This window comes from Actinoplanes sp. NBRC 103695 (assembly GCF_030269485.1).
Taxonomy (GTDB): Bacteria; Actinomycetota; Actinomycetes; order Mycobacteriales; family Micromonosporaceae; genus Actinoplanes.
Genome location: NZ_BSTL01000043.1, coordinates 1 through 22,156, shown reverse-complemented (window position 1 = coordinate 22,156; position 22,156 = coordinate 1). Strand labels below are relative to the sequence as shown.

General features: G+C 67.8%; 18 protein-coding genes. 14 read left to right on the top strand and 4 right to left on the bottom strand.

Annotation, left to right across the window (positions count from 1 at the left end):
* Positions 1 to 3 precede the first annotated feature (3 nt).
* Genes alaS through QSK31_RS43805 form a run of 6 tightly spaced genes read left to right on the top strand, consistent with a single transcriptional unit; the run spans position 4 to position 5,779 of the window.
* A complete protein-coding gene (gene alaS, locus QSK31_RS43830; RefSeq protein ID WP_285690951.1) occupies positions 4 to 2,601 on the top strand; it encodes an alanine--tRNA ligase in 2,598 nt (865 codons plus the stop codon).
* 34 nt (positions 2,602 to 2,635) lie between these two features.
* Positions 2,636 to 3,058 carry a Fur family transcriptional regulator gene (locus tag QSK31_RS43825; protein ID WP_285690950.1) on the top strand — a complete coding sequence of 141 codons (423 nt, stop codon included), beginning with the start codon at positions 2,636 to 2,638 and terminating at the stop codon, positions 3,056 to 3,058.
* A gap of 42 nt (positions 3,059 to 3,100) precedes the next feature.
* Complete coding sequence (def, locus tag QSK31_RS43820) at positions 3,101 to 3,610, top strand: peptide deformylase (protein ID WP_285690949.1); 510 nt, start codon at positions 3,101 to 3,103, stop codon at positions 3,608 to 3,610.
* A 2-nt stretch (positions 3,611 to 3,612) separates the two neighbouring features.
* Positions 3,613 to 4,638, top strand: coding sequence for a tRNA (adenosine(37)-N6)-threonylcarbamoyltransferase complex transferase subunit TsaD (gene tsaD, locus QSK31_RS43815; RefSeq protein WP_285690948.1), 1,026 nt, complete (start codon positions 3,613 to 3,615; stop codon positions 4,636 to 4,638).
* A gap of 6 nt (positions 4,639 to 4,644) precedes the next feature.
* A complete protein-coding gene (gene ureG, locus QSK31_RS43810; protein ID WP_285690947.1) occupies positions 4,645 to 5,349 on the top strand; it encodes an urease accessory protein UreG in 705 nt (234 codons plus the stop codon).
* Positions 5,350 to 5,353: 4 nt separating this feature from the next.
* Positions 5,354 to 5,779 (top strand): MarR family winged helix-turn-helix transcriptional regulator, encoded by a 426-nt coding sequence (locus QSK31_RS43805; RefSeq protein WP_285690946.1) that lies wholly within the window; start codon positions 5,354 to 5,356, stop codon positions 5,777 to 5,779.
* On the opposite strand, the gene QSK31_RS43800 is transcribed toward QSK31_RS43805, so the two are convergent.
* Positions 5,763 to 6,269: a GNAT family N-acetyltransferase gene (locus tag QSK31_RS43800; protein ID WP_285690945.1), complete on the bottom strand. Its 507-nt coding sequence runs from the start codon at positions 6,267 to 6,269 to the stop codon at positions 5,763 to 5,765. The two genes, QSK31_RS43805 and QSK31_RS43800, sit on opposite strands and share 17 nt — an antisense overlap.
* Before the next feature lie 285 nt (positions 6,270 to 6,554).
* On the opposite strand from QSK31_RS43800, the gene QSK31_RS43795 reads away from it, so the two are divergent.
* The 5 genes from QSK31_RS43795 to QSK31_RS43775 are packed head-to-tail and all read left to right on the top strand — an operon-like array spanning position 6,555 to position 11,448.
* The gene (locus tag QSK31_RS43795; RefSeq protein ID WP_285690944.1) at positions 6,555 to 8,129 is read left to right on the top strand and encodes an ABC transporter substrate-binding protein; all 1,575 of its coding nucleotides are present in this window, start codon (positions 6,555 to 6,557) and stop codon (positions 8,127 to 8,129) included.
* A complete protein-coding gene (locus QSK31_RS43790) occupies positions 8,126 to 9,091 on the top strand; it encodes an ABC transporter permease (protein WP_285690942.1) in 966 nt (321 codons plus the stop codon). Before QSK31_RS43795 ends, QSK31_RS43790 begins: the two co-directional genes overlap by 4 nt.
* Positions 9,084 to 9,902, top strand: coding sequence for an ABC transporter permease (locus tag QSK31_RS43785; protein ID WP_285690941.1), 819 nt, complete (start codon positions 9,084 to 9,086; stop codon positions 9,900 to 9,902). The genes QSK31_RS43790 and QSK31_RS43785 overlap by 8 nt, the downstream gene beginning before the upstream one ends.
* Positions 9,899 to 10,807 (top strand): ABC transporter ATP-binding protein, encoded by a 909-nt coding sequence (locus QSK31_RS43780; protein ID WP_285690940.1) that lies wholly within the window; start codon positions 9,899 to 9,901, stop codon positions 10,805 to 10,807. Before QSK31_RS43785 ends, QSK31_RS43780 begins: the two co-directional genes overlap by 4 nt.
* A complete protein-coding gene (locus QSK31_RS43775; RefSeq protein ID WP_285690939.1) occupies positions 10,804 to 11,448 on the top strand; it encodes an ABC transporter ATP-binding protein in 645 nt (214 codons plus the stop codon). Before QSK31_RS43780 ends, QSK31_RS43775 begins: the two co-directional genes overlap by 4 nt.
* On the opposite strand, the gene QSK31_RS43770 is transcribed toward QSK31_RS43775, so the two are convergent.
* Positions 11,435 to 12,676 carry an MFS transporter gene (locus QSK31_RS43770; RefSeq protein WP_285690937.1) on the bottom strand — a complete coding sequence of 414 codons (1,242 nt, stop codon included), beginning with the start codon at positions 12,674 to 12,676 and terminating at the stop codon, positions 11,435 to 11,437. The two genes, QSK31_RS43775 and QSK31_RS43770, sit on opposite strands and share 14 nt — an antisense overlap.
* A gap of 152 nt (positions 12,677 to 12,828) precedes the next feature.
* Between QSK31_RS43770 and QSK31_RS43765 the strand changes: the two genes are divergently transcribed.
* The 3 genes from QSK31_RS43765 (at position 12,829) to QSK31_RS43755 (ending at position 15,437) form a co-directional block, all read left to right on the top strand.
* A complete protein-coding gene (locus tag QSK31_RS43765; protein WP_285690936.1) occupies positions 12,829 to 13,179 on the top strand; it encodes a hypothetical protein in 351 nt (116 codons plus the stop codon).
* Between the two features lie 180 nt (positions 13,180 to 13,359).
* Positions 13,360 to 14,664, top strand: coding sequence for an ATP-dependent nuclease (locus QSK31_RS43760; protein ID WP_285690935.1), 1,305 nt, complete (start codon positions 13,360 to 13,362; stop codon positions 14,662 to 14,664).
* Positions 14,665 to 14,846: 182 nt separating this feature from the next.
* Entirely contained in the window at positions 14,847 to 15,437 is a 591-nt protein-coding gene (locus QSK31_RS43755) for a hypothetical protein (protein WP_285690934.1), read from the top strand.
* 156 nt (positions 15,438 to 15,593) lie between these two features.
* Here QSK31_RS43755 and QSK31_RS43750 read toward each other — a convergent pair whose 3' ends face one another.
* Together QSK31_RS43750 and QSK31_RS43745 are read right to left on the bottom strand one after the other, a co-directional pair.
* Positions 15,594 to 17,798, bottom strand: coding sequence for a GmrSD restriction endonuclease domain-containing protein (locus QSK31_RS43750; RefSeq protein ID WP_285690933.1), 2,205 nt, complete (start codon positions 17,796 to 17,798; stop codon positions 15,594 to 15,596).
* A 183-nt stretch (positions 17,799 to 17,981) separates the two neighbouring features.
* On the bottom strand, positions 17,982 to 21,851 hold the full coding sequence (locus QSK31_RS43745; protein WP_285690932.1) for a tetratricopeptide repeat protein: 3,870 nt from the start codon (positions 21,849 to 21,851) through the stop codon (positions 17,982 to 17,984).
* Positions 21,852 to 22,156 lie beyond the last annotated feature (305 nt).

The window sequence follows — 22,156 nt, the reverse complement described above, 5'->3', positions numbered from 1 at the left end:
CGTGTGCGTACCGCGGAGATCAAACGTCGATACCTGGACCACTTCGAGCGGCAGGGCCACACCGTCGTGCCCTCAGCGCCGCTACCCGCCGTCGACGACCCGAACCTGCTGTTCATCAACGCCGGCATGGTGCAGTTCGTGCCGTTCTTCCTGGGTCAGCAGGCGCCGCCGTACGCGCGGGCGGTGTCGGTGCAGAAGTGCATCCGGACGCCGGACATCGACGAGGTCGGCAAGACGTCCCGGCACGGCACCTTCTTCCAGATGAACGGCAACTTCTCGTTCGGTGACTACTTCAAGGCGGGCGCGATCCCGCTGGCCTGGGAGCTGTCGACCAAGCCGGTCGAGCAGGGCGGTTTCGGGCTGGACCCGGAGAATATCTGGGCCACGGTCTACCTCGACGACGACGAGGCGATCGAGATCTGGAAGCAGCAGCCGGGCATGTCACCGGACCGGATCGTGCGCCGGGGCAAGAAGGACAACTTCTGGTCGATGGGCATCCCGGGGCCGGCGGGTCCGTGCTCGGAGCTCTATTACGACCGGGGTCCGGCGTACGGTCCGGACGGCGGCCCGGAGGTCGACGAGGACCGGTTCCTGGAGTACTGGAACCTGGTCTTCATGCAGCACGAGATCACCGACGTGAAGTCGAAGGAGGACTTCACGATCGTCGGTGACCTGCCGAAACAGAACATCGACACCGGCATGGGCCTGGAGCGCATCGCGTCCATCCTGCAGGGCGTCGACAACCTGTACGAGATCGACGAGGTCCGCCCGATCCTCGACCGCGCCGCCGCGCTCACCGGCACCACCTACGGCAAGGACCACACCGATGACGTACGCCTGCGCGTCATCGCCGACCACGTCCGCACCGCCCTGATGCTGATCGGCGATGGCATCACCCCGTCCAACGAGGGCCGCGGCTACGTACTGCGCCGCATCATGCGCCGTGCCGTCCGCGCGATCCGGCTGCTCGGCTTCGAGGACAAGGCCCTGCCCGAACTGCTGCCCGTCGCCCGTGACTGCATGGCGCCCTCTTACCCCGAGGTCGCCGCCGGCTTCGACCGGATCGCGGACCAGGCGTACGGCGAGGAGGAGACCTTTCTCAGCACGCTGAAAGCCGGCACCACCATCCTGGACACCGCTCTGGCCGGCGCCCTTGGCGGGAGGTTGTCCGGGGCGAAGGCCTTCCAGCTGCACGACACGTACGGCTTCCCCATCGATCTCACGCTGGAGATCGCCGCCGAGCAGGGCGTGCAGGTCGACGCCGACGGGTTCCGGTCACTGATGGCCGAGCAGCGCGCCCGCGCCAAGGCCGATGCCAAGGCCCGCAAGACCGGCCACGCCGACCTGTCCGCCTACCGCGCGGTCCTCGACCAGCACGGGCCGACCGACTGGCTGGCCTACGAGACCCTCGAGACCGAGTCCCGGGTCCTGGCGGTCTGGCCGTCCGCGGCACCGGACGTCGTCACGGTCGCCCTGGACCGCAGCCCGTTCTACGCCGAGAGCGGCGGCCAGGACTCCGACGCCGGCCTGCTCACCGGCCCGCAGCTGCGCGCCGAGATCATCGACGTGCAACGCCCGGTCAAGGGCCTGATCGCGCACACCGTCCGGATCCTCGACGGCACCCTCGCGGCCGGCGACACCGTCCACGCCACCGTCGACCCCGAGTGGCGCACCGGCGCCCGCCAGGCCCACTCCGGCACCCACGTCGTACACGCCGCCCTGCGCCAGGTCCTCGGCCCGACCGCGTTGCAGTCCGGCTCGTACAACCGGCCCGGCTACCTGCGGCTCGACTTCGCCTGGCGCGGCGGCCTGTCCGACACCGCCCGCACCGAGGTCGAAGAGGTCGCCAACCTGGCCATCCGACGCGACCTGCCGGTCGGCGTCCACCACCTGCCCCTCGCCCAAGCCCGCGAGGAGGGCGCATTGGCACTGTTCGGCGAGACCTACGACGACACCGTCCGGGTGGTCGAGATCGGCGGCGCCTGGTCCCGCGAGCTGTGCGGCGGCACCCACGTCGAGCACTCTGCGCAGATCGGCTCCATCGCGTTGACCAGCGAATCGTCGGTCGGCGCCGGGCAACGTCGGATCGAGGCCGTCACCGGCATCGAGGCGTTCCGCTACCTGGCCCGCGAACGGGACCTCGTCGGCCGGCTCGCCGCCCAGCTCAAGGCCCGCCCCGAGGAACTGCCCGACCGGATCACCGCGCTGATGGACCGGATGAAGCTGGTCGAGCAGGAAGCCCACGGCCTGCGCGACCGGATCCTCGACCTGGACGCCGACGGCTACGCCGCCCACGCCGTCGACCTCGCCGGCGTCGCCTACGTCGGTGTCACCACGACAGGCGATGGGCGCCGGCTGGCCGAGAAGGTCAGCGAACGGCTCGGCCGCCGCCCCGGCGTCATCGGCATCGTCACCGGCCCCAGCATCGTCGTCGCCGTCACTGCCGCCGGGATCGAGCGCGGGCTCTCGGCCGCCGCCCTGACCAAGCTTCTGCTCGCCGGGCGCGGTGGCGGCAGTGCCGCGCTCGCCCAAGGCAAGGCCGCCGGCGACCCGGCAGCGTTGCTGGTGAGGCTCAGGGACCTGTTGGCCGCCGCAGCATGAGCCGGGTCGTTTACGGTTGTCGGTGATGGAGACGATGACCAGCCAAGATCGGGCCACACGGGCGTGGCGGATTCTCGACGCCGCCGGCGCGCGCCACACCATGGCCCGGGGGCTGGTCATCGACGTGCTGGCCGAGACCGACGGCCATCTGTCGGTGGCGGCGATCCACGAAAAGGTCGCGGCCAGCCGGCCTGAGGTAAACGTGTCGACCGTGCATCGCACGGTCAACTTCCTCGTCGAACGCGGTGTCGCCCACGTGCTGCCGTGGCCCGGCGAGGCGTTGTTCGGGCTGAACGAGAGCCCGCACGTGCACGCCATCTGTGAGGGCTGCGGCCGCCACTTCGAGCTGCCCGCCAGCGATCTGGGCAAGGCGGTCGCCGAGGCCCGCCGGCACAGCGGTCTCGAGCTCGGCGCGACCGGCATGGCCCTGATCGGCCGCTGCCAAGACTGCGCCTGACCCCTTCTGCAAGCGACTCGCACCTGCCGGTAAGGTGCACCAATGCCGACCGCACGTCCGATCACCTACTACGGCACGCCGGTGCTGCACCGCCGCTGCGCCGATGTCACCGTCTTCGACCAGGCACTGTCCGACCTGATCGACGACATGTTCGCCAGCATGTACGAGGCGCAGGGTGTAGGCCTGGCGGCGAACCAGATCGGTGTCGACGCGCAGATCTTCGTGTACGACTGCCCGGACGCCGACGGCGTCAACCAGGTCGGGCACATCGTCAACCCGGTGCTGCAGACCGCCTCCGCGCTGGCCGGCACCGACGACGGCGACGAGGGCTGCCTGTCCGTGCCCGGACCCCGCGCCTCGGTGAGCCGGGCCGCGCTGGCCACCGCGACCGGGCAGGACAAGCACGGCCGGCCGATCACGGTCTCCGGCACCGGGTACTTCGCCCGCTGCCTGCAACATGAGACCGACCACCTCAACGGCACCCTCTACGTCGACCTGCTGCCCGAGAAACAGCGTGACGATCTGCTGCGCGAGGCCGGCCTCAAGGACTGACCATGCCGCTGGTGCTGGGCATCGAGACCTCCTGCGACGAGACCGGCGTCGGTCTCGTCCGTGACGGGGTGCTGCTCGGCGACGCTCTCGCGTCCAGCATGGACGAGCACGCCCGCTTCGGCGGGGTCGTGCCGGAGATAGCCGCTCGCGCCCACCTGCACGCCCTGCAGCCCATGGTCCGGGCGGCTCTTGATCGGGCGGGCGTGGGGTTCGGCGACCTCGACGCGGTCGCAGCCACCGCCGGCCCGGGACTGGCCACCGCGGTTCAGGTCGGGCTGGCGGCCGGCAAGGCCTACGCGATGAGTCTGGGTCTGCCGCTCTATGGGGTGCACCATCTCGCCGGGCACGCGGCCGTCGACACCCTGGAGCACGGGCCGCTGCCGGATCGGTGTGTCGCGCTGATCGTCTCCGGCGGTCATACCTCGCTACTGGCGCTCGGTGACCTGGCCCGCGACCCAATCACCCATCTCGGCGACACCGTCGACGACGCCGCCGGTGAGGCGTTCGACAAGGTCGCCCGTTTGCTCGGACTCCCCTACCCCGGCGGCCCGGCGATCGACCGGGCGGCCCGCGACGGCGACCCGGCCACGATCGCCTTCCCGCGCGCGATGGCCGGCACCTACTCGTTCTCGTTCTCCGGACTGAAGACCGCGGTCGCCCGCTGGCTGGAACGCCATGACGGGCCGGTGCCGGTCGCCGACGTGGCCGCGTCCTTCCAGGAGGCTGTCGCCGACACGCTGTCGGCCAAGTCGGTCCAGGCCTGCCGCGACCACGCCTCGGACACCCTGCTGATGGTCGGCGGCGTGGCGGCCAACAGCCGGGTCCGGGCGCTCACCGCCGAGCGCTGCGCCGCCGCCGGGATCACTCTGCGGGTGCCGCGGCCGTCGCTGTGCACCGACAACGGTGCGATGATCGCCGCCGTCGGCGACCTGGTCGTCCGCGCGGGCCTGCCACCGAGCCCTTTGACGCTCGGCATTGAACCCAACGCGGTCCTGCGGTCCGCGCTCATCTCACCCGAAGGCAGGTAACCCTCGATGTCTGATCACCCGCACGAGCACGGCCCGGACGAGGTGCCGCACACCCACCCCGACCCGGGCGTGGACCCGCACACCCCGCTGTCCGGCGGACCGCGGGCACTGCGCATCGGCATCGGCGGCCCGGTCGGTTCCGGCAAGACCGCCCTGGTCGCGGCCCTGTGCCGGGCGCTCGGCGACGAGCTTCGCCTGGCGGTGGTGACCAACGACATCTACACCACGGAGGACGCCGACTTCCTGCTCCGCAACGGCGTGCTGCCCGCCGAACGCATCCGCGCCGTCGAGACCGGCTGCTGCCCGCACACCGCGATCCGCGACGACATCTCAGCCAACCTCGACGCCGTCGAGGACCTCGAGGACGCCCTCGGCCCGCTCGACCTGGTGCTGGTGGAGAGCGGCGGCGACAACCTGACCGCGACGTTCAGCAAGGGCCTGATCGATCACCAGATCTTCGTCGTCGACGTGGCCGGTGGCGACAAGGTCCCGCGCAAGGGCGGCCCCGGCGTCACCACCGCCGACCTCCTCGTGATCAACAAGACCGACCTGGCGCCCCTGGTCGGCGCCGACCTGAGCGTGATGGACCGCGACGCCCGCGCCCGCCGCGGCGACCTGCCCACGGCCTTCCTGTCCCTGGTCGAGGACCGCGCCGCCACCCCGGTCGCCGACTGGATCCGCGGTCTGGTGACCGCCGCAGGAGTCGCCTGAGCTCATGGCCGACGACGACCGCCCGATCGCCGCCCTGCTCCGTACGGCGGAGGCCGCCTCCGAGCGGCGCCGCCAAGAGCACCTCGCGGCGGCGGGCTATCCGGGCATCGACGGCAGCCTGATCCCGGTGCTGCGTGCCGTGGCTGATCAGGAGACCACCATGAGCGCCCTCGGTGACCGCCTCGGACTGCCGCTGATGGAGACGTCACGCCTTCTCGGACTGCTCGAAGCGCGCGACTACGTACGCCGGCTCGGGCGGCCCGGCGACCTGCGCCGCCGCGTCGCCCGCATCACCGACGCCGGGCGGGCCGCACTGCACACCGACGACCAGCTCGCCGCCGACCAGGACCGTCGCCTGATGGACCGGCTCGGCGCGCAGGACGTGACGGCAGCGCGGCGAGTGCTCGACGCACTCAGTCAGATGGGCTGACGAACAGCACGAGCGTGCTCTCGACACCCGGCTCGGGCGGCACCTCCTGCCAGCCGATCCGGTGGTAGAACGCCACCGCGGCCGGCGCCCGGGTCGAGGTCAGCAGCCAGGCCCGGTCCTCGCCGATCAGCTCCTTGAGCAGCCGCCGGCCCAGACCGGTGCCCTGCGCGCCCGGCCGCACCGCCAGCTCGTCGACCACCAGCGCCCCGTCCAGCAGCGACGACACCCGTTCAGGCCCGAGGTGCTCGACCACCCTCGGGTACGCCCGGGTCTGCGGCAACGGCAGCGTCGTCCGCCACGCCGACGCGAACCCGTCTTCCGCGACGACGGCCCGGAAGTCCGGCTCCCGGACGTCGTCGGCGAGCCGCTTCCGGAACGCGGCCACGTCGTCGGGGCCCTCGTTCCACGGCTCGGCCCCGAACACCTCGGCATAGACCTCGGCAAGCTGGTCGGCGACTTCCAGCACCTCAAGGCCCCTCAACGTCCTCATGGGCGAACCTTATTGCAAAGAGCTTGCAGATACGAAATGATGGCAACGCCTCGGGTGAGTGTTGCTTGGCCGTGACCCGATCTCCGAGGCGACGGCGCGTCGTCGACAAACTCGCGCCACCGTAGGGGCGCCCGGCACCGCGATGATCCACGCCGCCGGGCGCCTTCTGCATCATCATCGGCCGATCGCCACGCAGAGTGCAATCTTCGTCACCCAGTTATTGCCATCGATGTGCAGGTGGTAGAGCATGGCGACAATGATCCGCCGAGCGTGAGGTTGTCCTCGATGCCCACTCGACGTCTGCTCGCTGCCTTCGCTGCCACCGCGCTGGTGCTGGGCGCATGCTCCGATCCCTCCACCGCCGAGCGCACCCCCACCGCCAGTGACCCGATCGTGCTCGCCACCGGCGGGGAGCCGGACACCCTCAACCCGGTGCTCGGTTTCGGCGTCGACGGCGCCTCCCTGATCTTCGACGGCCTGGTCAGCCGGGACGGGCAGAACAACCTCGTCCCCGCGCTGGCGGCGGAGCTCCCGGCCGTCTCCACCGACGGGCGTACCGTCACTGCGAAGCTGCGGCCCGGGGTGACCTTCCACAACGGCACAGCGCTGACCGCCGAGGACGTCGCGTTCACCTACCGCTCGGTGCTCGACCCCAAGGTCGACTCGGTCCTGCGCTCCGACCTGGACATGCTCACCAAGGTCGAGGCCACCGACGCGTCCACCGTGGTCTTCACCCTCAAGTACGCCTACGCGCCGTTCCTGCAACGCCTCACCCTCGGCATCGTCCCGGCCAAGGCGCTGCAGGGCCAAGACATCAACAAGGCCGGCTTCAACCAGAAGCCGGTCGGCACCGGCCCCTACAAGGTGACCTCCTGGACCCCGGGCGACCGGCTCGTGTTGGCTGCCAACGACACCTACCACGGCGGCAAGCCGGCCAACAGCGGCGTCATCGTCGCCTTCGTCGACGACGACAACGTCCGCGCCCAGCGGGCCCGCGCCGGAGAGTTCGACGCCGCCGAGCTCGCTCCCAAGCTGGCCACCACGTTCGCCGGGTTCACCGTGCAGCGGGTTCCGTCGGCCGACTACCGCGGCATGATGCTGCCGTTCGGCCGGCCGGTCACCGGCGACACCGCCATCCGCCAGGCCCTCAACGTCGCCGTCGACCGCGGCGCCATGGTCAAGGGCGTCCTCGGCGGCGCCGGCGAACCCGCCTTCGGACCGGTACCCCCGAACTCGCCCTTCGCCGAGCCGTCCGTCGCGGGAAACACCGCCGCCGACACCGCCGAGGCCGGGCAACTGCTCGACGCGGCCGGGTGGGCGCCGGACGGGGACGGCATCCGGGCCAAGGGCAGCCAACGCGCGGCGTTCACGCTGATGTACCCGGCCGGCGACAGCCTCCGCAAGGAACTCGCCCTCGCCGTGGTCGCCGACGCCAAGAAGGCCGGCATCGAGATCAAGCTCGATGGCCTGACCTGGGACGCGATCCGCCCGCGCATGAAAGCCGACGCGCTGATCATGGGCTGGGGCACCCCCTACGACCCGGACTTCATCTCCTACAAGCTGTTCGGCTCGCAGTTCGCCGGCGAGGCCTCCTACAACCCGGGCCACTACAACTCGCCGGTCGCCGACAAGGCCCTGCAGGACGGCCGCGACCACGCCGACGAAGCCACCCGCAAGCAGGCCTACGCCACCTTCCAGAAGCAGCTCGCCACCGACGTCCCGTGGGTGTTCCTCACCTACCTGCAGCACACCTACGTCGTCCGCAACGGCATCACCGGCGTGACACCGCGGGTCGAGGCGCACGAGCACGGTGTCGAGAACAGTCTCTGGTGGAACGTCCACACCTGGACCAAGAGGTGATCAGGCTGATCCGCAGACGGCTCGCCGTCGCTCTGCCGGTCCTGCTCGCCACCAGCTTCGGCATGTTCCTGCTCGGCGCCGCCTCCCCCATCGACCCAGCCCTGCAATACGCCGGCGGCGCCGTCTCCACCGCCAGCGAGGAGAACCTGGCTCAGATCCGCGCCAACTGGGGCGTCGACGACCCGCTGCCGATCCAGTACCTCCGCTGGCTCACCAACCTGATCGGCGGCGACCTCGGCTGGTCCACCTCCCGCCACCAACCGGTCGGCGACGTCATCGCCGCCCGGGCCGGTTGGACCCTGCTCCTGATCGGGCTCACGCTGCTCGTGGTCCTGCTGACCAGCCTGCTGCTGGGGACGATCGCCGCCTACCGCCGCGGCGGCCTGCTCGACCGCGGCCTGCGCGCGGCGGCCTACGCCGTCGAGTCGATGCCCGTCTTCTGGCTGGCGCTCGCCGCGATCGCCGTCCTCGCCCTGGCCCTGGGCTGGTTCCCGGCCGGCGGCCTGACCGACATCACCGCCACCACGACCACCCTCAGCGACGTCGCCCACCATCTGGCGCTCCCGGTGACCGTGCTGGCGATCTCGCAGGCGCCCTGGTTCCTGCTGTTCGTGCGGGACGCGGTGGCCGAGAGCCTGCTGGAGGACCATGTGCTCGCTGCCCGCGCCCGGGGATTGAGGGGCCGGACCGTCCTGTTCGGACACGCGTTGCGGACGGCGCTGCTGCCGTTCCTCACCCTGATCGGCACTCACCTGCCCGAACTGGTCGGCGGATCCGTCCTCGTGGAAACCGTGTTCTCACTGCCCGGCCTCGGGGCGGTCAGCGTCCAAGCGGCCCTCGGGTCGGACTTCCCGCTGCTGGCGGCGATCACCCTGATCACCACGGCCGTCGTCCTCGCCGCCAACCTGCTCACCGACATCGCCTACACGGCCGCCGACCCGAGGGTGCGCGTCGATGGATAAGAGAGACGTCACGCCGGCCGCCGTGATCGGCCTCGCGGTGGCCGCCTGTCTGCTCGTACCCGTCATCTGGCCCTTGGATCAGAGCGCCGTCGCGCTCGACAACATCAGCCAAGCACCCAGCCTGACGGACCCCGGCGGCACCGACGACCTGGGCCGCGACGTACTGCATCGCAGCCTCTACGGCCTGCGCGTCTCCCTGCTCGTCGGCGTCGTCGCCGCGCTCGTCGCCACCGTCCTGGGCGGCCTGATCGGCGGCGTCGCGGGGCTGCTCGGCGGCTGGACCGACCGCATCCTGATGCGCGTCATCGACACCATCGCCGCGCTGCCCCACCTGCTGCTCGGCATCTTCATCGTCGCCATGCTGCGCCCCAGCCTCGGCGCGGTCGTCCTCTCCGTCGCCCTGACCCACTGGCTCTCCACGGCGCGCATCGTCCGCGGCGAACTACTGTCCCTGCGCACCCGGCCGTTCATCGACGCGGCCATCACCGGCGGCGCCAGCCGAGCTCGCATCCTCACCCGCCACCTGCTGCCGCACGTCCTGCCCAAGATCGCCCTCGCGACCACGCTGATGGTCCCGCACGCCGTCTGGCACGAGACCGCGCTGTCCTTCCTCGGCCTCGGCCTGCCACCCCACCTGGCGTCGCTCGGCAACATGATCAACGACGGCCAGCGCTCCCTGCTCACCGGCGCCTGGTGGGCCAGCATCGTCCCCGGTCTGGTCATCGTCACCGTCACCCTGGCGATCGCCGCGCTCGCGGCCCGCTGGCGCGATCGGCTCGATCCGCGCGTCCGGGCGGAGCTCGAACTGTGAACGCACTCCTGCGGGTCGAGGACCTGAGCGTGCGGTTCCGGTTGCGCGACGCGGTGGTCCAGGCCGTGACAGACCTCAACCTTTCCGTACGCCGCGGCGAACTGCTCGCCGTAGTCGGCGAGTCCGGCTGCGGCAAGTCCGTCCTCGCCCACGCCCTCCTCGGCCTGCTCCCGGCCAACGCCACCACCACCGGCCACGCGTTCCTCGACGACATCGACCTCGTCCACTGCGGAGAGAAGAAACTCGCCCGAGAGGTCCGCGGCCGCCGCATCGGCCTGGTCCCGCAGAGCCCGGCAACCGCGCTGACCCCGGTACGCACCGGCCGCACGCTGCTCGCCGAGACCCTGCGCGAACACGGCCGAGACGCCGCACTGGCCACCGCCATCGCCGCCGACGCCGGCCTCGACGACACCGACCTCGACCGCTACCCGTTCCAGCTCTCCGGCGGCATGGCCCAGCGCCTCGTCACCGCGCTGGCCCTGGCCTCCGACCCGCCCCTGCTGATCGCCGACGAACCCACTACCGGCCTCGACCGGCCCCTGGTCGACCACACCCTCGACGTCCTGCGCCGCCGCTGCGATAACGGCGACGCGGTCCTGCTCATCACCCACGACCTGGCCGCCGCCGAACGCGTCGCCGACACCGTCGCCGTCATGTACGCCAGCCGCATCGTCGAACACCGCCCCGCCGCATCCGTCTTCAAGACGGCGGCGCATCCCTACACCGCCGCGCTCCTCGACGCCCTGCCCGACCGGGCCTTCCAGGCCATCCCCGGCCACCCGCCGATGCTCACCGCCCTGCCCGCCGGATGCGCCTACGCACCGCGCTGCCCTCGCGCCGACCAGCAGTGCGCCACCCCACCGACCGGGCCGGTCGCCTGCCACCATCCGCTGGTGACCTCATGAGCCTCACCGCCCACGGCGTCAGCGCCGGCTATCGCGGACAGCAGGTCCTGCACGACGTGACCATCACCATCGAGCCCGGCGAGACAGTCGGGCTACGAGGGCCCTCCGGCAGCGGCAAGTCCACACTCGTCCGCGTCCTGGCCCTGCTCCACCGGCCGGACGCCGGGCACGTCACCCTCGACGGAACCCAGATCGACGACATCCGGCACCGGGTGCCATCCTCAAGGCGTACCCAAATCGGGGTCCTGTTTCAAAGCCCCCGCGCGGCCAGCGACCCACGGCTGACCCTCACCGACATCATCGCCGAACCACTCCGCGCAACCAGGCAGCCGCACGAGCAAAGGGTCGCCGAGCTCGCCGACCGCGTCGGCCTCACCGCCGACCTGCTCGGCCGGCGCCCGCACGCGGTCAGCGACGGCCAGCTGCAACGCGCCTGCCTCGCCCGCGCCCTCGTGCACCGCCCCGCCTACCTGCTCTGCGACGAAGCCACCACCATGCTCGACGCCTCCACCCAGGCCCACGTCGCCGCCGTCATCACCGACGAACAACACCAGCGCGAGATGGGGGTACTGCTCGTCTCCCACGACACCACCCTGCTGACCCGCTGGGCCGACCGCGTGGCCTCGATCACCCAGCAGTGACGACCACGCCTGGCTGCGGCTGACGGCTCTCCGCCCACCGCACCGCCGCCGGCGCAGCCAGGCCGGTCAACGCGAACATCACCCCTACCACGAACCAGCCCGGCCGCCCCCACGTGATGCACAACGCGATCAACAGCCCCGGCCCGAACGCCTCCGACAGCCCGGCGCCGAGACCGAAGACGCCCAAATACTGGCCGGTGGCATGCACCGGTGCGAGCGCGAAGGACACCTCGAAACCGGCCGCCGCGTGCCACAACTCCCCCACCGTGTGGACCACCACGCCGGCCAGCACCAGGGTCGCCGCCACCCCGGCCGGGACCCCGGCGGCCAGCCCCACCAGCGAGCAGGAGATCAAGAACGCGACACCGGCCCGCCGATAGGCCCGGCCACCGGCCACCGGCGAGTCGATCGCCCGGCTGGCCGGCACCTGGAACACCACCACGATCACCGTGGCCAGCACCATCGTCCCGCCGACGAGCCAGCGCGGCGCCTCGGTCGAGCCGATCAGCCACAGCGGGATCGCCACCGTCAGCACCTTGAACTGGATCGCCATCACGCCGTCGAGCAGCGTGAGCAGCAGATAGGGCCGATCCCGCAGGGCGCTCCACCGCGGGCCCCCGGCGATCGGCAGCGGCGGGACCGCGGGCAGGCGTACCAGCACGGCCGCCGCCGCGACGAACGCGATCGCATTGCCGAGGACCATCATCTGGTACGCCGTGAGCGATCCGACCTGCACGGCCCACCCGGCGGCCAGCGCGCCCAGCGAGACACCGACGTTGGTCACCGATCGCAGATAGGCCCGGAACTGCTGCGGCCGGTCCCCGCCGAAGTGCCGGATCAGCGGGCTGCGCGCCGCCAGCCCGGCCGCCTTCGCCCCCATCGCCGCGCACACCGCCACCACGAACAGCCAGAAGCTGTCGGCCAGCACGAACGCCGCCGTGGCGACCGCCTGCACGACCAGCGTGCCGACGTAGACGCCCCGCCCGCCGCGCCGGTCGGCGAGGTGCCCGACCGCGATCCCAACGACCAGCGCGGCCACCCCGGCGATGCCCAGCCCCACCCCGACCTGAGCGGCTGGCAACCGCATCGCCTCGGTGAAGAACAACACCCCGGCGGTCAGATAGACGCCGCTGCCCACGGTGTAGACGAAGTTCGAGACCGCAAGCACCCGTTGCGGACCAGTCTCCGGGACCAGACCGGCCAGTCGTTGGCGTAAGGACTGATGCATGGCTCGTAACTTACCGGGCTTCTCATGAGCGCGCGGTGAAGGCGCCTGTCGTACTTAAGGTCATCGCTGCCCGACCGAAGGTGCCATCGCGAGAACTGACCTTGCGGAGTTGAACAGAGCGCCCACAGGTCGCTCGAGGTCAGGTCGGGATCATGCGTTTGATCGGGTACTCCGTCAAAGGGTTGCGCTCTCTCGCCGATATCGCGGCTGTGCCGGTACGCCGGCCCACGGTCATGACCGGCAGCAACGACGGCGGCAAGACCACGGCGTTGCTGGCCCTGCAGTTCCTGCTCACCGGCAAGCCGGAGATCCACGACGAGGACCGCACCTGCGCGATCACGGGCGATGATCCCAACATCTTGACCGTTGATCAGCTACGGCAGGCCGAGGTGCAGGTCGTCGGCACCTTGATGCCGACCAATTACGAGGAACAGAAGCTCGGCCTTGCGGGACCGATCATCATCCGGCGGGTGGGCGTCGAAGGCGAGGCGGCCCGGCTGTAGGTTCGCCAGGTCGTACCCGCGGCAGAGGACCTGCGTGGGCTCGATCTGCTCAAACGAGACGAGCTCCGGGCCCGCGCCGAAGCCCGAACGCTCGACCCGCAGGGCAACAAGGCATCGAGAGAGGCATGGCTCGCACCCCTGCGGACACTCGCCGCAGCGGAACTCGCCGCGGGTAACACCGTGACCACATGGGTTCCGGCCGACCGGAACCTCGAGGCGCGCCTGCCGAGCTTTCTGTCCTTCTCCTCGACCGAGGAACCGGACCCGGAGGCCGAGATCCGGGCCGCCCTTCAGGCGGGCCTCCGGCGGCTGATCAACGACGGCGATGAGCGGCTGGCCACGCTGCGGCAGCTTGAAGCCGACTTGCAGGACGATCTGGTCCGGGAGGCCGACGACCTGCGGCAACTGATCAAACAGCGGTGTCCGCGCATCGGCGAAGTCACCATCACCCCGCAGGTCAGCTTCTCTGAGAGCCTGCGCACCGTCGAGATCCACCGGACCACGGACGACGGCCACCGGATCGCGCTGCGGCGCGGCGGCGCCGGGCGGCGGCGGCAGATCAGCCTCGCGGTCTGGGAGTGGACCAGTCAGCAGCTCAAGGACCAGCCGCCGGAACATCCCGGCATCGTGATCACCTACGATGAGCCGGACACCCACCTCGACTACGGCCACCAGCGCCAGCTGCTGGACCTCGTCCTCGACCAGTGCGCCCACCACGACGTCCAGATGATCGTGGCCACGCACAGCCTGAACTTCATCGACCGTGTCGACCCGGCCGACATCGTGCACCTACGTCTCGACAAGCAGGAACGCACGGTCGTCACCCAGCTGCTCACCTCCGGCCACGCCGAGACAGACGACCATCTCGCGCAGGTCGCCTCGGCGATGGGGCTGCGCAACAGCGTCCTGCTGCACGAACGCTGCTTCCTCGGTGTCGAGGGCGCCACCGAGATCCAGTGCATCCCCATGCTGTTCAAGCTCTCTATGGGACATCCACTCCAGTCCGCCGGCATCGCCCTGATCAGCGGTGAAAGCAACGTCGGCGCCCTCCAGGTCACCAAGTACCTGAACCAGTCCGGCCGCCTGGTGCGCTTCCTCGTCGACCGCGACTCGACCACAAACGCCAAGACCCACTTCACAGAGGAAAAACTCAGCCGAGCCAGCATCGCCAAAGACCAGATCATGTACGCCGGCACCCGCGAGATCGAGGACCTGTTCACCGACGAGCAGTGGTCCGACGCCGCCAACGAGCTCTGGCCCCGCACCATCGACGACCGGCTGTGGACACCGGCAGACTTCGACGCCGTCCGCAAGAGCGGCAAGTTCAGCTCCGGCGTCGAATCCATGGCCCGGGAAGCATCCCTGCACGCGCCTCGTGACAAGGCCGGCCTGTTGTTCTGCCTGTGCACCACACTCTCGCTACCTGAAGAAGTACCCGCCGACCTGGTCAAGCACTTCAAGGCGTTAGAAGAACTCGCCAACTGACGGCAACGGCACCTTCCACCTGGTACCAGCGTCCGGTCGTAGAATCGACCCTACGATCAGTTCTGCGGATACTTCAGCGGCCCGGCGGGTCGAGCCATGGGTCCCAGCGGAGACCAAGACCGATCCGTAGAACTCGCGGAGGGAGATTGTCGTTGCGCGGACGCGCGGGATTTCAGCGATTCGTGGACCAGATCGTGGCCGAGTGCCAGAACCAGAGCATAGATATCTCCCGGGACGCGGTGGAAGACCTGCTCGCCGTCAAGGTCAGGAACATAGCCGCTGCGCTTCGTGTGCGTGAGGAGACCGTCGTCCGGTCGCACCTGCGTGCTCTTGAGCCGGCCGAGATGGTCAAGGAGTTCCGGCTCGCGCTCCAAATGGGCTCGCAGGAGCTGTCCGAGACTCCGCCCACCATTGTCGATCTCGGCTCGGCCGGTCGGCTCGTTGCCTCGCTGGGGCAGGCAGCCCGATGCGTCAGCCTCAATCATCAGGCAGTCAACCGAGGCGAAGACGACAAGTGGAACGCAATCGGGGTCCTCGACGATGCCGGCGATGGCCTCACGCTGATCGGTGCCGCCCTCGAACTGGTCGACGTCAGCGCAGGCCGAGTATCAGTCTTGCTCAGTGACCTGGCGGTACTCCACACCCGACGCAGCCTCACCAAGACTGCGCAGAACCTCACATCCGGCAAGTGGTCGTTCGGACACGGGCCGGAGCTCGATACCAAGGTCGCCGAACGAATGACCGCTGACCTGAACCTGCTGCCGCCGGCTTAAAGGACGCCAACCGCCGCACAAGGTCCTGAGGCCACTCGGCGACCGCAGGACGTCCCACGTGCGGGAGATCGATAGGAAACGCGGCGACACCGCCGTCGGTTCTACCCGTCTCGGCTCGTCTTCCATCTCGGAGATTGCCATGAGATCGGTAAAGACTCAGGCGGCTACCGGAGCGTCTCGGACGTGACGTAACGTCCGCAGCGTGCCGTCCGCCACGGCAGTATGCCAAAACGTCATTCCCGAGCACCGTTTTCCGGTGACCGCTTGGCCGGCGTCGTCCGGTTTGCGGAAGACGTCGCCGGTGGCATCGAGCCGGATAGTGCCGTCGTCCTGGACGGTTGCCCTGACCTCGTGGCCCGAAGTCGTTCCGATCAGAGCGCTGCCGGCTCGTACCTTCCCGGCGCGCAGCATGCGTTGCAGGTCAGTCGGCCGCATCGCGCGGCCGCGCACCGCCGTCTCCTCGGCCACCGACCCCTTAACCGTGGCAGTTGCCTGGTCATGAGCCCGCTCGACAACAGCGGGCTCGGCAGCGGGGAAGCCCAACGTTTCCAATTTCCAGATCTCGCAGAACAGCCGCCGGTACAACTCCTGCCGTAGCGCGACGGCGGCGCGGATGCCGCCCTCGCTGGGCAGCGCACACATGTGCTGGGCGAGGTTGTACCTCCGGATCAGGAGACGAATAGGTTTCTGGCTCTGCTGGAAACCGCGGTGCAGGCAGCGCAGCAATAGGTTCTCGCTGCGATAGACCTCGACCTTGGACGGCACGTCAGAGTCCTGCAGACTCCGGTTGACCGTCTTGGTGAGTAGCCCGAGCAGTCCGAGGCGGTTGCGGAGCAGCCTGAACTCCACCGGGTCCAGGATCTCCGGATGCCGATCGTGCTTGTTGGCGAAGATGTGCTCGACGTCCCATCCGCGTTCAAGGCTGAGGTAGGCGGTCGTCAGATCGGGCGCTCCCCATGTGGTCTCGGCGAAGGCCGTCAGCCTGGCCAGCAGATAGCGAACCTGGGCCAAGTTGTTTCCGCGTAGGCCGAAGGCCCGCACCGACTCGAACCCGTCATCGGACGGCATCTCCGCCCACAGGCACGCGGCGACATCCTCGACGGTCTTGCATTTGCGCAGCTGCGGAACGAGCGACGGCGTCAGATCGTCGAGGTCGCGGGCCAGCGCCGGCTCGTCGGCGAGCACTCGAAGGACGAACCATCGATCGATGAAGTTCGCGACCAGCCTTGCTTTGGCTTTCGCTGCTGTCAGCGGGTCGTCAGACCTGATCGCGGCCAGGATGAAGGTCATCTGATTGGCCAGCCCGTTGACGGTGTTGAAGTAGATCGCCTCGAGTTCCGGGTAGGGGCGTTCGCTGGCTGCCTGGAAGGTGCGATAGAGGGTGGCCAGCTTGATCAACTGTTCGACGAACCGGAAATACTGGTTGGGTTGTTTGAGTCCGAGAAATCCGTCCGCGTTCTGCCGGATCCATAGGTGCAGGGCCATGTTGATGTCGTCGCGGTCCCGGAACTCGGCGCCCAGCCGGGCGTGGTGGGCAACGAGGACGGACTTGAGGAATCTTCCGGGGGCGCCGGGGTCTTCCCGGGCCGGCGTCAGTGATGCCAGCATCTCCCGCCAGCTCTTGTTGAGTTCTTCCTCGTCTTGGCCCACATGCGACAGCAAGTAGCTTTTCAGCAGGTCGACGGCGGTGAGTCGGGCTCCTCGATCATTCATCGACTCGAAGATCCGGAAGCCGGTGTCGCGGCTCGGCGCCTGGATCCCGACCAAGATCACCCGATCGAGCATCCACTCGGTGAACCTGCTCAGGTCATCGGCCGCGACCCGCTCGCCGAGCAACTGCTCAAGCTCGAGACTACGAGCGTGGAGGTTTCGCAAGGAAAGCGACGCTCCGTGGTCGGGGACTTCGTACTTCCGCCCGTCGTAGAGGGCTTGGAGGAGACCGCGGCGTTCCTGGATGTCGATCCGGAACCGCCATGTGCCGCCGTGGGTCTCCCGGATCACGCGATCCAGGCGAGCCTCGGCATCCCGGAGCCTGAGCTCGCGTGCCTGCCGGTGCAGGTGCATGAAGATCAGGTGCACGGTGGTGAACCGCTGCTGTCCGTCAACGAGGAAGCGGCCACCGCCTCGCTGTTCGTAGTAGACGAACGGCCCCAGGAAGTACGCGTCGGCGTGCCTCATCCCGCGGCGTGTCTTCGGGTCCTGGACGGCTTCGTCGAACTGAGAGCACAGATCGTCCACCAGAGTTCGTACATCGCCGGCGGACCACGCATACTCGCGCTGATAGTAGTCGATCATGTACGTGGCCTTGCTGAACAGATCGGACAGCGCGAAGCTATCTCCGTTGATCGACGAACCACCCACCGACGATCCCTCCCGACCCGAAATCGCCAAAGCTACCTCCCTTTGCCTATCACGGGGGTAGAGATCAAGTCGAGGTTCAAGGCTATGCGGCGAAAGGACCGCCGAGCAAGAAGATTTGATCACGCTGCTACTCAAACGAGTTTGGCTGACACGCGAGTGAAGCGGACCCAAACGGCTGCACTATCACTGGTCGTCGGATAGGAGAGCCTCGGTAACGGTCCGTATGTCTTTATCGTTCAGACCACGGAACGCCTTGAGAATGAAGGGAAAAACTTGATCGGCGTTGATTACGCTGCTCTCCAGCAGGAGCGCACGTAGATCCTTCGCCGCGGCTGGCAGTGGGTCGGTCGTAACACCGGCTGGGTTGTCGACCGGCAGAGCAGATGTGACGGCCGTTCGTGTGGCATCCACCATTTCGCGTGCAAGTACACCGTCGGCGGTGAGGGCCAGGACGCTCCCGGCGAGGAGCAGCGCGCCGATCTCGACGCCGGCGCGAGTGTTGGGGCAGTTCGTAACAGCGCCGAAGACTGCGGCTTGGAAGAAGGCGGTGGTTTGGGAAGGGTTCTCCCGGTGGCAGGTCCGCAGGAGGTCGTTGAACAGCGTCGAGGTGTGGGCCGTATCTGTCCAGGTCTGAGGTTGTGCGAGGCATGCGGCGACGCTGTTCGGCTGCCAGTTCTGCTCACGGGCAACGCGAAGGAGCCGTGCCAGCTCGGGCCGGCCGGCACCGATGCGTGCCCGAACCAGGGTATCAAGAACAGTCTGGTACTCGGTTACGGCTAGATTCCCCTCTCCCAGTAGATGCTCGAGGACAGCGTGGGTTGAGAAAGACGCAATTCCGTGTTCGCGCATCATCAGCCGTGCTGCGGCGTCGTCACACCAGACTGCGATCTGTTTACTTGCGGCCGTCTGAATCACTGACGCATAAACGTTGAGCCGTACGCGGCGGCCGTGTGGCCGCGGTTGGATGGGTTCGCGCCGTAACTGCTCAATCATCGCCTGGGCCGTTGACAAGGTCGCCTCCACGTTTGCGGCCTCGTCCTCGGTCATTTCAGCGTATCCAGGGCCGTCGGTGTCGGGGTTGTAGTAAAGGGTTCCGCTGGTCCGGTTCAGATCCTCCCGATATTGGCGAGCGTCTCTTGCTACCTCCTCGCTGGTGAGGCCGCGCCGGAAGATGGCCATGGCGCGGTCTCGAATATGACGCGGAAGTGCGCTGAGTACAACGACAGCGGAGGTGTCGAGCGCAACGTCATGGTTAGCTGAGTACAGGACGGTCTGCCGGCACAGCGCCAGCTCGCGGGGATCGGGATGGACCGTCGGCAGTACGCCGCAGCCTCGCCGGACCAATACCTCACTGTAGGTTTTGTTCGCGTACTCGGCCAGTAGAACAAGCGGCTTTTCTCCACGCTGGAATTCGCGGTTGAGTCGGTGACGTTCCGCCAGGCGTTCCGGCGTCGGTCGCAGCGAGTCGGTGAGCGCCTGGATGAGAAGCTCGTCGTTGCTGGTGCGGATGCGGCTCAAGTACGTACTGTCGGGCCACCGATCGAAAAAGCGCTCGAGTCCGTAATGGTAGTCGCTGAGTAGGTCGGCGGGGATTGCGGTGTCGGCTTGCTGTCGCAGCATGATCGAGGTAAGGGCGAAGGCGTTAAATTCTTCGTCGTCGCGGAACCGGCGGAGAACGTCGAGACATGCGCGCATCGTGGTGACAGGGTCTGCGGATCGCCGGTGGAGTTCCACCCACATCTGTGCACGCGTGCGGTCTTCGGGCTCCAAGGGAGTCGGCGCGGCTTCAAGAACCTCCCAGGCGTAGTCCATCTGGTCGAGGACCATCAAGCAGTTGATCATGATCCATCGCGTCGCCTCGTCCCGTGGATTCTCGTGGAGAATCCTTTTGGCGTACTTCGTCGCGAGTTCTAGGTCGGGCTCATCGAGTGCAAGTTGTGCCGCGAACTTCAATACCTCGATGAACTCGGGCCAGTCGCGGTCACGATCGATGACAAGGGCCGAAATTACTTCCTTGGCTTTATCGGTGCGTCCGCTTTGGGCGTATATTGTCGCTGCTTGGAGCTTGAGGCTTGGATCACTGAAGTCTTCGGCGGCGTCCATCAGCGTTTCGGTCGCGGACTCAGTTTGACCCGTTGAGCGGTAGGCTTCGGCAAGGGCCATGGCGGCTAGAAGTGATTCGCGGCGGCGAGTTCTTAGTGTCGCAGTGGAGCGATCGAGGTTGCCGCTGCGAATTTCAGCTATTGCTTGGATCTCCTCCGCAGTCTGCGGGGATAGTCGCCGTACATGATCGAGCCGGGGTAGGTCTGTCGCGCCTGTCCGGGCGAGGCCGTTGAGAGCTTGGACGAGATGTTCGTCGTTGTCCGCGGCGAGGTTGACGGCTTCACGCCAGATCGCGGAACTGGTTTCACCTTGGACTTCGGCGCGGAGGGCCTCGAGGAGCTTTCGTTGAAAGGCGTCCGTGACGTTGGCAGCGGCAACCTGCGCGAGTTCGAATCGTTGCTGCTGCATCGCTGCGGCCGCTACATGGAAGGCGACGTCAGAGTGCTGGAATTCCTCGATCGTCGCGGTGCCGCCGAGCTCCTCCGGCAGGCCGTTGCGCAAGACGAAGTCAGTGTCTCCCCGTACTGCGGCCGCTTCAAAAGACGCTGCGGCAGCCTCAGCGCTGTCGGCTCGACACTGGCGTCGGTCATCGCGTACCCGGAGCGCGCCTTCTTGGGCTTCTCGTAGGTCGCGAAAGGGGATCTTGGAGCCGCGCAGCCGAGCGCGCATCGTCAGCGCGCGAGCGCGCCATAGCGCCACGCTGCCGAGCCACTCGTCGGCGAGCAGGGACTGCGACTCGGCGAGCGCTCGCTCGAGCGTCACATCCGTGGGCACTTGGTCGGGATGGCCGAGTTCGATCTGGATGAGCAGGCGTGCCTTTGCGGCACGGTCGGCAGGGTCTTCTGGCGTCCACTGCTGGAGATGGCTGAGTGCCTCTGAAGGGTGGGATGCGAAGACCGCCGCTACTGCGCCGGCGAAGGGGTGGCTCGAGGTCCCGGAAGGGAGGAGGCTCTCTATTTGCGCGGCACGCGCAGCCTTGTCGCCAGCTGCATCCAATGCCAGCACGGCTCGAGCTCTCCACAATTGCTCCGGTGGGCATCCCTGTTCGGCGAGCTCCGTAAAGAGGTCGGCTTGCAGCCGGGGAACGCCATATGCACCTGCCAGTTCTGCAGCTGCGATCTGTGTGTCCCAGTCTGCTCCGGTCAGCCAAGTAGGTCTCTGTAGGGTCCAAAGTTCCAGGACTGATTGTGGCACTTGGTCGTCGGTAACGAGCCGTATGAGCCGGCGGGCGGCGCGATCATCGGCGGCCATAGCAGCCACGATCCGGTTGTGTATAGGCGCGGGCAGACGATCAAGCCGATCGGCGAGCCACCGATCACCGGAAACCGAAGCGGCAGGTGAAGCCACGGAGGAGGTGTGTACCTTTCGGCGAATTCCATTCTCCGCCAAAAGATCCCAGACGTCGTCCGCGGAAACCTCATGATGGACGATCTCGTCCGCATATTGCAGCAGAACCCGCCGCGCAACCTGGAGATTTCCCTCTACGAGTAAATGCAATGAGGTCTCGATGTATTGGTCTAGACGATTGCCGTCAATGGTGTCGACCCTGACTAGACCCAGCAGGCGATAGGCTTCGTCACTGTCGACTACGTTCCATGCTCGCTTGAGAGCTTCAAACTTTTTTCTGCGACCCGACCCGAGGAATTCTTTCTCGAATTCCGCCAGATCTATTGCATCCTGCGCACTCGCACAAAGCTGTCGAAGCTCGTCGGCACTGGTGGTCGAGGAGAAGATGCAGGTATCGCCGGCCCTGAGCTTCGGCAGCCATTGCTGCAGGAAGCCTTCTTTCAACAAAGCCGCCAAGGTCCAAGCGCCGTTGCTCCTCTGCCGCTTCGACTGAGTCCACCGAAATGTAGATCCGACACGTACCCGAAACTCCGCTCCGGCACCGGCATCACCCGGCACCTCGACACGGAGAGAGTCCGCTTCGCCCATCAGCAGTTCGATCATGGCCAGGACAGTGAAGCGCCGCTCGTAGCCGTTCCCGAGCTTGTCCGCGGCTCCGCCTGCCAGAGCCATACTCACAGCGCACCTCGCGTCTGTCTGGACTAGGCCGACCCGTTGTTGCCCCTATCAGTTTTACAGGACGCAGCCTCGGTCACAGCGACCGGCTGGGCAAGTCCTGTGTCCTCCTAGCCTCGACCCTTCGTTAAGGGGTGTCCAAGGACTGGGCAGAAACGAAGAAGTGCCTTCTGATCAGGGAAAATAGGACTTGCTGAGGGTCCAAGTTTCCTGTCACGGAAGGCACTTGCAGG